This window comes from Streptosporangium sp. NPDC003464 (assembly GCF_053588315.1).
The window spans coordinates 1-9,801 of the sequence record NZ_JBSFPS010000334.1 but is presented as its reverse complement, the minus strand read 5'-3'; the positions used below and the strand labels follow the sequence as shown (position 1 = coordinate 9,801).

12 protein-coding genes are annotated in these 9,801 nt (G+C 71.9%); 6 read left to right on the top strand and 6 right to left on the bottom strand.

The genetic code is table 11. The features are described 5' to 3' along the window. The first annotated feature begins 359 nt into the window (after positions 1 to 359). A complete protein-coding gene (locus ACWDS7_RS43025; RefSeq protein ID WP_306865328.1) occupies positions 360 to 623 on the top strand; it encodes a DUF6458 family protein in 264 nt (87 codons plus the stop codon). A gap of 166 nt (positions 624 to 789) precedes the next feature. Beyond that, complete coding sequence (locus ACWDS7_RS43020; RefSeq protein ID WP_306865329.1) at positions 790 to 1,008, top strand: DUF4235 domain-containing protein; 219 nt, start codon at positions 790 to 792, stop codon at positions 1,006 to 1,008. 305 nt (positions 1,009 to 1,313) lie between these two features. Here ACWDS7_RS43020 and ACWDS7_RS43015 read toward each other — a convergent pair whose 3' ends face one another. After that, positions 1,314 to 2,309 carry an SDR family oxidoreductase gene (locus tag ACWDS7_RS43015; protein WP_451933985.1) on the bottom strand — a complete coding sequence of 332 codons (996 nt, stop codon included), beginning with the start codon at positions 2,307 to 2,309 and terminating at the stop codon, positions 1,314 to 1,316. A 19-nt stretch (positions 2,310 to 2,328) separates the two neighbouring features. Then, positions 2,329 to 3,549 carry a glycosyltransferase gene (locus ACWDS7_RS43010; RefSeq protein ID WP_451933984.1) on the bottom strand — a complete coding sequence of 407 codons (1,221 nt, stop codon included), beginning with the start codon at positions 3,547 to 3,549 and terminating at the stop codon, positions 2,329 to 2,331. 148 nt (positions 3,550 to 3,697) lie between these two features. Here ACWDS7_RS43010 and ACWDS7_RS43005 point away from each other — a divergent pair, with 148 nt between their 5' ends. Continuing rightward, positions 3,698 to 3,943, top strand: coding sequence for a BON domain-containing protein (locus ACWDS7_RS43005; protein ID WP_306865339.1), 246 nt, complete (start codon positions 3,698 to 3,700; stop codon positions 3,941 to 3,943). Further along, positions 3,940 to 4,653: a metallophosphoesterase family protein gene (locus ACWDS7_RS43000; protein WP_451933983.1), complete on the top strand. Its 714-nt coding sequence runs from the start codon at positions 3,940 to 3,942 to the stop codon at positions 4,651 to 4,653. Before ACWDS7_RS43005 ends, ACWDS7_RS43000 begins: the two co-directional genes overlap by 4 nt. A gap of 348 nt (positions 4,654 to 5,001) precedes the next feature. Here the strand turns inward: ACWDS7_RS43000 and ACWDS7_RS42995 are convergent, their stop codons facing one another. Together ACWDS7_RS42995 and ACWDS7_RS42990 are read right to left on the bottom strand one after the other, a co-directional pair. Continuing rightward, positions 5,002 to 5,151: a GPGG-motif small membrane protein gene (locus ACWDS7_RS42995; RefSeq protein WP_012894286.1), complete on the bottom strand. Its 150-nt coding sequence runs from the start codon at positions 5,149 to 5,151 to the stop codon at positions 5,002 to 5,004. 22 nt (positions 5,152 to 5,173) lie between these two features. Beyond that, entirely contained in the window at positions 5,174 to 5,710 is a 537-nt protein-coding gene (locus ACWDS7_RS42990; protein WP_306865352.1) for a DUF6328 family protein, read from the bottom strand. Positions 5,711 to 5,776: 66 nt separating this feature from the next. On the opposite strand from ACWDS7_RS42990, the gene ACWDS7_RS42985 reads away from it, so the two are divergent. Next, the gene (locus tag ACWDS7_RS42985) at positions 5,777 to 6,373 is read left to right on the top strand and encodes a nucleotidyltransferase family protein (RefSeq protein ID WP_451933982.1); all 597 of its coding nucleotides are present in this window, start codon (positions 5,777 to 5,779) and stop codon (positions 6,371 to 6,373) included. A 259-nt stretch (positions 6,374 to 6,632) separates the two neighbouring features. Here ACWDS7_RS42985 and ACWDS7_RS42980 read toward each other — a convergent pair whose 3' ends face one another. Both ACWDS7_RS42980 and ACWDS7_RS42975 read right to left on the bottom strand, forming a co-directional pair. Further along, positions 6,633 to 7,007 (bottom strand): PRC-barrel domain-containing protein, encoded by a 375-nt coding sequence (locus ACWDS7_RS42980; protein WP_451933981.1) that lies wholly within the window; start codon positions 7,005 to 7,007, stop codon positions 6,633 to 6,635. A gap of 158 nt (positions 7,008 to 7,165) precedes the next feature. Next, positions 7,166 to 8,392 carry an alpha/beta hydrolase family protein gene (locus tag ACWDS7_RS42975; RefSeq protein WP_451933980.1) on the bottom strand — a complete coding sequence of 409 codons (1,227 nt, stop codon included), beginning with the start codon at positions 8,390 to 8,392 and terminating at the stop codon, positions 7,166 to 7,168. Positions 8,393 to 8,523: 131 nt separating this feature from the next. On the opposite strand from ACWDS7_RS42975, the gene ACWDS7_RS42970 reads away from it, so the two are divergent. Then, positions 8,524 to 9,735 carry a sensor histidine kinase gene (locus ACWDS7_RS42970; RefSeq protein ID WP_451933979.1) on the top strand — a complete coding sequence of 404 codons (1,212 nt, stop codon included), beginning with the start codon at positions 8,524 to 8,526 and terminating at the stop codon, positions 9,733 to 9,735. The last annotated feature ends 66 nt before the right edge of the window (positions 9,736 to 9,801 follow it).

Here is a 9,801-nt window from a genome sequence, read left to right as displayed (position 1 = left end):
GTCGCGTGGCGGACGATCTCCTCGATCGCCGTGGGGATGTGCCGGTCGTAGTCGGACAGCAGCAGCTCCCGCTGCCCGGGGTGGGCGGAGAGCTGCCGGGAACCTCGGCCGGGGCCGCGCGGCGGATCTGTTTCCCGGGGTGACCTGGGCCCTTCCGGGGCCGGCGGGGCCGCACGCCCGCGTTCCCCCCCCGAGGCCGGCGGGGCCGTGACGGCGGCCGGACGCCCGTGCTTCTCCCGGGATCGGCGGGGCCGTGGCCGCGGCCGGGCGGCCGTACCCCGTGGCGGGCCACGCGGCGCGACGTTTGAGATCCGTGTGGGGGATAGGGGATGAGGCGTTGGCTCGAAGGAGGGAATCCCATGACCATCGCAGGCGGCATCATCCTCATCATGCTCGGCGCCATTCTCACCTGGGCGGTCGAGTTCGACATCGCCGGGTTCGACATCAACATCGTCGGCGTCATCCTGATGCTCGGCGGTCTCGCGTGGCTGCTGTTCGCGATCTACCGCCTCAGCGTCGCCCGCCGGGCCGTGGAGACGCCCACCACCACGGTGGTCGAGGACCCGGTGACCCACCGTCGCGTCTACGAGGAGCGCCACTACAACGACCCCCCGGTCGTGTGACCCGCCCACTCCGCGGTACGAGAGCCGAGGTTTCCAGGGCCTGACCGCCCACTCCGTGCCGGTGCGCCCGTTAGCGTCCGCGCGTGCCGGGTAGGTGGGGCCTCTCATCAAGTGTGAAACGGAGGACGGGACGTTGAGCAGGGTCGTATCCCGAGGGACGAGCGCCGTGAGCGGAATGCTCGGCGGTGCCATCGCAGGAGCCATCTTCAAGCAGGTCTGGAAGTTCGCCTCGGGCAAGGACGACGCGCCCCAGGCGACGTCCGACGAGTACGGCTGGAGGGAGATCCTGGTCGCGGCGGCCATCCAGGGCGCGATCTTCGGCGTGGTCAAGGCCGCGATCGACAGGTCCGCGGCGCGGAGCATTCACCGAGCCACCGGCAAGTGATCTCGCCCGGGAGCCCCCGGTCCGTCTGACGGACCGGGGGCTCGGCGCGTCCGCGCGGAGATCCGGGCACGCGGGGCCGGGACGGGAGTCCCCAAGGAGATTCGGGCCGCGAGTCCGGGCTGGGAGTCCCCGCGGAGATCCGGGCCACGGGCCCGGCGGGCCGGGGGGTCCCCACGGAGATTCGAGCTGCGGGTCCGGGCCGGGAGCCCCCGCGGAGATCGGGCCGCGAGTCCGGGCCGGGGGCCGAGAGGCGAGAGCCCCGCGACTCCGGGGCTCCGCCGGGCCTGTCAGGCCCGTCAGGCCCGTCAGGCCCTCGCCCGGCGGGTGACCGCGGCGGCGACGGCCCCGCCGGCCAGGGTGAGGGCGGCCAGGCGACGGTGGCGGGAGAGCCAGGCCTGCGGGCTGCGGGCGTGGGCGCGGCGGCCGAAAGTTCCGTGGGCGCCGTAGTCGTCGTCCTCGTCGGCGGGCCTCCACAGGTTGGCCACGCCCGTGGGGGGCTGGGCCGCCGTCTGCTGGCTGTCCCGGCCGGTCCGGGCCAGATAGCGGTCGAGCAGCCCGGGGGCGATCCGCTGCGCGAGCAGGGTGGCGGCCGTCGAGCCACCCACCCAGTATTCGCGCCGTCCGGGGTGTTCGGCCGCGTGGACCAGCGCCCGGGCGGCCACCTCGGGCTCGTAGATCGGCGGCACCGGCTGCGGGTGGCGGCCCAGCTTGGACAGCACCCAGGAGAACTGCGGAGTGTTCAGCGCGGGCAGCTGCACCATGGTGATCTGGATCCCGCTCCGCTCCCCCAGCAGTTCGGTCCTGACCGACTCGGTGAAGCCCTTGATCGCGTGCTTGGCCCCGCAGTAGGCCGCCTGCAGCGGGATGCCCCGGTAGGCCAGAGCCGAGCCGGTCTGCACGATCACTCCCCGGTCGCGGGGGCGCATCAGATCCAGCGCCACCCGCGTCCCCCAGACATAGCCGAGGTAGGTGACCTGGGTGGCCCGCTCGAACTCCTCCGGTGTGATCTCGGTGAAGGGGGCGAAGACCGACGAGAAGGCCACGTTGATCCAGACGTCGATCGGCCCGACCTCCCGCTCGATCCGTTCCGCGGCATCCCTGACCTGCTGGTAGTCGGACACGTCGGCTTCGTAGACCAGCCCGGCGCCACCCGCCGCGCCGGCCTCCACCGCGGCGGAGCCGAGACCGGCCGTGCCCCGGGCGATCAGCGCCACGGTGGCGCCGCGGGCGGCCAGCCGCCGGACCACCGCCCGGCCCACCCCGCCGCTGGCCCCGGTCACCACCACGACCTTGTTCTTCATGATCGGTTCCTCCTCCGGTTCAGGCGGCACCCGTACCCGGGCAGGCACCGGTCATGCCGAGTGACCGGCCGCGAGAGGTGAGCACGTCCGTGTAGACGGCGACGGTCTGGTCGGCCACCCGGCCCCAGCCGTAGCGGGATCTCGCCCGGCCGGCGGCGGCGACGCCGTAGGCGGTGCGCCGGAACGGGTCGGCGAGCAGCTCGCGCAGGGCGCGGCCGAGAGCGGCCGGCTTGCGGGGCGGCACCAGCAGGCCGGTGACGCCGGGGACGACCGTGTCCAGATGGCCGCCCACGGCGGAGGCGACCACCGGCACGCCGCAGGCCATGGCCTCCAGCGGCACGATGCCGAACGGTTCGTACCAGGGCACGCTGACCACGACGTCCACCGCGCGCATCAGCGCCGGGACGTCCTGCCGGGCCACCCTGCCGAGGAACCGGACACGGTCCGCCACGCCGTACATGCCGGCGATCCGCGCCAGGCGGGCCGGCTCCGGCTCGCCGGGGGAGCCGCCCGCGACCACGAGCGTGGCGTCCGGAACGTGGCGCAGCGCCCGGATCGTGGTCTCCACTCCCTTGCGCGGGACCGCCCGGCCGACGGCTAGCAGGACCGACCCGGGGCCGAGGTCCATCCTCGGGCCGGTCGGGGTGAAGGCGTCCAGGTCGACGCCGCAGGGGACGATCCTGGTGCGGACGCCGGGCGCCCGCATCCGGCCCAGCTCCGCCACCTCGTCGGCGCAGGTCGCGATGACCGCGTCCACCTGGCGGGCGATGAGCTTCTCGGTCCCGACGCGCTCGCGCGGGCTGGTGTCGGCCGGCCCCTGATGACGCCGCTTGACCGTGCCGAGGGCGTGGAAGGTGTGCACGGTGGGCACCGCGGTGTCCTGGGCGGCGGCCAGCGTGGCCAGGCCGCTCATCCAGAAATGGCTGTGGGCCAGGTCCGGCGGGGCGGCGTGCCAGCGCCGGGCGAGCCACCGGCCGAAGTCCGGCATCCAGGGGAGCAGATCGTCCTTCGCCATGGTCTCGGCGGGGCCGGCCGGGACGTGGACCACGGTGACCCCGGGGGCGAAGCGGACCTCCTCCGGCTGGGCGGGGGTCTCCCTGCGGGTGTAGACGGTCACCTCGTGTCCCCGCGCGCCGAGGGCGCGGGAGAGGGCGGCGACGTGGACGTTCTGTCCCCCGGCGTCGGCACCGCCGACGGTGGCCAGAGGGCTGGCGTGTTCGGACACCATCGCGATCTTCATGGGCACGGCTCCCGTGGCGCGGCATGCGGCGGCGACGTGCCTGCGTCTTAGGCATCCGACTGGCTCTCCTTCCCCTCATGAGCGTTTTAAACGCGTTTGACCTCGGGTTTCTCGGGAACGCGATCGCTTTGAAGAGAGGAGTTCAACGATGGAGGCGCCGCAGTACGTCGCCGCGCGTGTGCAACGCGCGCTGGCCGAGGACGAGAGAACCCACGAGCTCGGCATCCGGGTGGACGTCCGGGGTGAGCAGCTCTTCCTGCGCGGCCAGGTGACCGGCGCCGAGCGCCGCGCGCTGATCGCCGACGTGGCGGGCGAGGCGGCTCCCGGCCTGACGGTCCACAACGAGATCACCGTCATGGACGTCCGGGGCCCGGGGGAGGAGGAGAGGCTGTGAGAGAGCTGCGGATCGCGGCGGTCGGAGACGTGCACCTGGACGAGAGTCTGAGGGGGAGCTACCGCACGCGGCTGGAGGGCATCGAGGAACACGCCGACGTGCTGCTGCTGGCCGGGGACCTGACCCGGCACGGCACCCTGGAGGAGGCGCGGGTGGTGGCGGAGGAGTTCCGCGACCTGCCGATCCCCGTGGTCGCCGTGCTCGGCAACCACGACCACCATTCCGACCTGCCCGCCGAGATCGCGGCCCTGCTGTCCGGTGCCGGGATCACGGTCCTGCACGACGACTCGACCGTGCTCGACGTCGACGGAGTACGGCTCGGCGTGGTCGGCGGCAAGGGCTTCGGCGGGGGATACGCCGGCAAGTGCGCCAGCGATTTCGGCGAGCCCGAGATCAAGGCGTTCGTCGGGCACACCAAGCGGATCGCGGAGCGCTGGCGGGTGGCCCTCAAGGAGCTCCAGGCGGACCGGAGGGTCGTGCTGTCGCACTACTCGCCGGTCAAGGACACCCTGCACGGGGAGCCGCTGGAGATCTATCCCTTCCTCGGCAGCTACCTGCTGGCCGAGGCGGTGGACGCGGAGGGCGCCGACCTGATCGTCCACGGTCACGCACACGCGGGGACGGAGAAGGGCGTCACCCCGGGGGGCGTCCGGGTGCGCAACGTGGCGCTGCCGGTGCTGGGCCGGGCGTACGGGGTGTACTGCCTGTAGCCCCGGGGGCCCCACGGTTGTGGACCCCGTGGCCCTGGCCCCTGTGATTCGGGCCCTGCGGTGCCGGGCTCTGTGGTTTCGGACCTTGCGGTTCCGGACCTTGCGGTTCCGGGCCCTGCGGTTCCGGGCTCCGGGCCCGGACCGTCGGCGCCGTTCCCGGACGGGGGCCGACCGCCGGGCACGAAGACGCGCGGCGGTGAAATCGCGAAGAGATGAAACCACGGAGAAATGAAGTCGTGAGGGCGTGAAGAAGCGGGCCGGGTGAGAACCCGGCCCGCTGAGGCTTCTGGTGGTAATTCGGGGCGACTTGATGTTTGGTGCGGACGTTCTGCGAGCCATCGGCCCGCATCACACATTGAAGATGCTCACACCTCCGGGACCGACGAGGAAGCCGAGGACGATAAGGACGATCCCCCAGAGGAGGTCGCGGCGGGCCAGGATTACATAGATCCCGGCGACGACGAGAACGACTGCGATGATCCAGAGCAAAGTAGCCATAACTAGGGACTGCCCTCACAATTCACGACTTAACATCCTTGCTCCGATACAGATCGACAATTGGCTGCAGAATCCAGAGCCAGCCGCTGGCCAGCGCGACCGTGCCGCCGAACAGCACGGCCGGCCAGCTGTTGATGACCGTCTCCGCGACGAGGGCCACCGAGCTGGTCATCGCGATCGCCAGTCCCACCGCCCCGGCGACGCCGAGCTCGTTGGCGCGGTGCAGCATCTTCTCCTTCAGGCCCGTCCGGAACAGCAGGCGGTGCTGGGCGGCGGGGGTGATGAAGCAGATGGAGGCCAGCGCGGCGCTCAGCAGCGCGATGAAGAACAGCCAGCGGCCCAGGAGGTCCACCTTGTGGAAGCCGGCGGCGAAGGGCAGCGTCAGCAGGAAGGCGAACAGGACCTGAACACCGGTGACGGCGACGCGCAGTCCCTGGAGCAGCTCGGCCAGCTCCCGGTCCACCCGCTCTTTGTGGCTCTCTCCCGGCTCCGGATTCTCCGTCCTGCTGCTCTCATCGGGCCCCGCCTCTTCGTTCTGTACCTGTTCCGGCTGATTCATGCGGGCCACCTACCCGAGTCAAGGTTTGCCATGCCTACCTGGAGATCTACGGGGTAGGCGAGGGAAATGGGAAGCCACAGTCACGAGGTAACCGATGCGATCCTGGAAACACTGAAGCGGGCGAGCAGCGGGCTGAAGGACGCGGACGTCAGGTTCGCACTCGCCGGGGGGTGCGCGGCGTATGCGCGCGGAGCCGCGCCCTCGCTGCACGACGTGGACTTCGTCCTGCCGCAGGAGGATGTGCCGACCGCCCTGGAGGCGCTGCGCGGACTGGGTTTCGAGACGGCCAAGCCCCCGGAGGACTGGCTGGTCAAGGCGTATGACGAGGGAAGACTGGTAGATCTGATCTTCTCCATCTGCGACCACCCCGTCACTCCGGCGTTGCTGGAGCGCGCCGAGCCGATGAAGGCGTCGGCGATGATCCTGCCCGTCCTGGAGGCCACCGACCTGGTCATCTCCTGGCTGCTGCCGCTCTCGGAGCACAGCTGCGACTACAGCTCGCTGCTGCCCCAGGTGCGGGCGCTGCGCGAGCAGGTCGACTGGGAGCGGGTCGCGGCGGTCGTCCAGACATCGCCGTACGCGTTCACCTTCCTGACCCTGCTGGAGCGGCTCAAGGTGATCCCCCACCTCCCTGAACCCGCCGACGACCCGTCCTGGCCCTGACCGCCCTGGCCGTCGCCCTCGGTGGTCGGCACCCGGGCCCTGCCGCGGCTGCCTCCGGGCGTCGCGGGAGGGCTCGGGGCGCGTGAGGGAGGCTCGGCCCGGGAGAGGTGCGGGAGGGGGGGCGGGTGTGGGAGGAGCTCGCGGGAGGGGCTCGGTGTGGGAGGGGTGCGGCCTGGGCGGAGCTCAATGTGGGAGAAGGCTCGGGACGCGGCGAGAGGGCCCCGCCTGGCGGCGGGGCCCTCCCTGTTCACCGTGCGCGTCAGTACGTGGCGCCAGGGCCGCCTCCGAGGGGGAAGCGGCTGTAGTAGTCGCCGACGGTGTTGCGGTAGACGGGCTCCTTGAAGGTGGCCTCGTCGAATTCCGGAGCGTGCTTGATCTCGTCCTTGGTGCGCGAGACGTAGATCTTGCGCTCCTGCGGGTCGATCCGGGTGACCGTGCTCGCCGGGAGCATGACCTTCTTACCGAAGATCCACGGTCCGGTGTCGACGACGAGGTAGCTCTCGCCGACGTCGTAGGTGGCCTCGTCGACGGAACCGATCTTTCCGTCGGTGGCCTCTACGTGATAGCCCGCAATGTCGAGGCTCTTGTTGACGTCGTAGACATCGGTCCGGTAGGTCCAGAGCTCGGACGACATAGTTCGTATCTCCCTTTCGGTTGATTCTCCGGGCTCAACTCTCGTACCCGAGGCATGAGGGCTAAACGGAACACGCGCCATCGAATGGAATTAAATCCACGACTTGCCCACTCGGATGGAGAATCATTGGATGTGATCAGAGCTCTTACCGGTCGAGGTCAGCTCCAGAACCTGACCTCGGGATAACGGCGGGAGGGCCGTTCGAGCAGCGGCTGGGGCCGCTTGCGCAGATGCAGGTCGAAGAAGGCGCCGACGTATTCGCGGGTGACCTCCACCGAGCGGGCCCCGGAGAGCGGGAGGCCGAGGCCGATGCCGGACTGCTCCAGGAGCAGTGGGTAGTCGGTGAAGGACCCGTGGTCCCCGCCGTCGAGGGTGAGCCAGCGCTTCCAGCCTGTCATGCCCTTCCAGTCGCGGCCCCACGTGAAGTCCTTCCCGCCCGGCTCGTGGACCTCTCCGGCGCCCAGCATGAGGAACGGCCGGGAGAGCCCCTCGCCGGGGATCGGGACGAAGAAGGTGCCGTCCATGTTGATCCCGGCGCGCACCCGGGAGTCGTTGAGCATGGTCCAGGCGGAGCTGTTGCCCCCGATGGAGTGGCCCGCCATCGCGATCCGGGAGCGGTCGATCAGCCCGCCGCCCTTCCAGGCGGGACTCGGCCCGGTCAGCCGGTCGAGCACGAAGGAGACGTCGGCTGTCCGGCTCCTGGTCGCCTTGTCGCCGAACTTCCAGATGTTTTCGGCCTGCTCGTCGCAGGCGACGCAGGACGTGGTGTGGCCGTCGGGGAAGGTGGTGCCGTAGGCCTCGTGCGTGTGGTCGATCCCCGCCACGATGTAACCCCTGCTCGCCAGGTCTTCGGCCAGGGCCGTCAGCGAGCTGCGCGACATGGTGAACCCCGGCGAGAGCACGACGAGGGGCACGGCGTGCCTGCGGCCGATCGGCGGGACGTCGACGAGCGCGTTGGTCCGGACCTTGCTCAGGGCGTCTCCGGGCACGCCGGTGATCTTCTGCCCCTTCAGCGTCAGCGCCGACTCCTCGGCGGTCATGTAGGGGGCTCGCCGTCCGTGGGATGTCCGCGCGGGGTACCACAGCGAGACCATGAGCTGCCGTGACTTCTCCTCGGGGACCCACGGGTCCGGGCGGGAGCCGTCGACCAGGTGCAGGGTCGTCATGCCCACCCGGTGCGGGCCGGTCGGCCTGGGCAGGGCGGGGGCCGACTTCGGCGCGGCGGGGGTGCCGCTCGGCGGGGGAGAGACGGCGGGGGCGCCGCTCGGCGGGGGAGAGGGGGAGGCCGGTGCGGCGGGGGCGCCGGCCGCCGCGGCGGCGGGCGTCGCGAACGCGAGCAGTGCGACGGCGGCGGCCAGGGCACCGCGAAGAATCGAGGTTGGCATGGGCACACCCTCCCGGCGCGGGGCCGGGAGCGCCTCGGCCGAGGGGCGGTCGGAGAGCTGCGACTTTCGTAGGGGGTCGGCCCGACGTTCGTCGCGGGCGCGTTCCACCGGAGCGCCTTAGGCTCGGACCCGTGGAGTACGGCGAGGCGGCACCGGTCGGCGGCCAGGTGCTGAGGCGGGTCAGCCATCTGATCGACCGGAGCGGCCCCTGGGCGCTGGGCCTGGCCGTCCTGCTGCTGTCATGGGTGTCCGGAGACGGCCTGACGCAGGCGCCCTCGCTCTGGCGGCATCCCGGCTTCCTCCCGGTGCTGGCCGCGTCGGCGCTGGCGGCGGGGGCCGTACGGCGGACCCGGTGGCCGCTGTCCGTCATGGCCGCCGTGGGCTGGGTGTCGTTCGGGCTGTGGCCCGCGGTGGTCATCGCCTCCTACCACGCGGGCACGGGCCTGCGGCGGCTGATCGACGTCATGGCCTACGCCCTGGCCGCCACCGCGGTCATGGGCGGGTCCGTGGTGGCCGACGCGGTGGCCGACGGCGCCCGCCGCAACGTGACGGAGACCGTGGTGGACGGCGCCATGCCCCTGGCGGCGCTGGTGGCCCTGCCGCTGGTCGCGGGCCTGTGGGTGAACGCCCGCCGACAGGTGGTCGTCGCGCTGCGCGAGCGCGCCGAACGGCTCGAACGCGACCAGCGGGACCGCACCGACCGCGCCCGGGCGCAGGAGCGCACGCGGATCGCCCGCGAGATGCACGACGTCGTCGCGCACCGGGTGTCGCTGATGGTCCTGCACGCCGGCGCGCTGGAGGTGCGGACCTCGGAGGAGCGCAGCGCGCAGGAGGCCGCCCTCATCCAGGCCATCGGCCGGGAGGCGCTGGTCAACCTGCGGGAGGTGCTCGGCGTGCTGCGCTCGCCCTACCCCGGCGCCGTGGCGGTCGGCCCCGACGGCGGCGAGAGCGGCCCCGGCGGCGGTGAGGGCGTCCCCCTCGCCCCGCAGCCGACGCTCGCCGACCTCGACCGGCTCCTCGACCAGTCGAGGTCGCTGGGCATCCCCGTCAGCCGGCACGACGAGGGCATGGCCCGCCCGCTGCCGGCCATGGTGGAGCGGACCGCCTACCGGCTGGTCCAGGAGGCGCTGACCAATGTCCACAAGCACGCCGGTGACGCGTCCGCGGCCGTCTTCCTGCGATATCTTCCCGGGACGTTCGAGGTGGTGGTGGACAACGGCCTGTCGACGGCGGCGGCCGAGCCGCTGCCCGGCGCCGGGCTGGGCCTGACCGGGCTGCGCGAGCGCGTCGAGCTGGCGGGCGGCGAGTTCGAGGCTGGGCCGATGTCACGGAGTGGCCCCTGACCTGCGGCCCGGTCTCTCATCGGTTCTCGGTGTTTCCGGCCGTCTCGCACCCTCATGTGCCCTCGT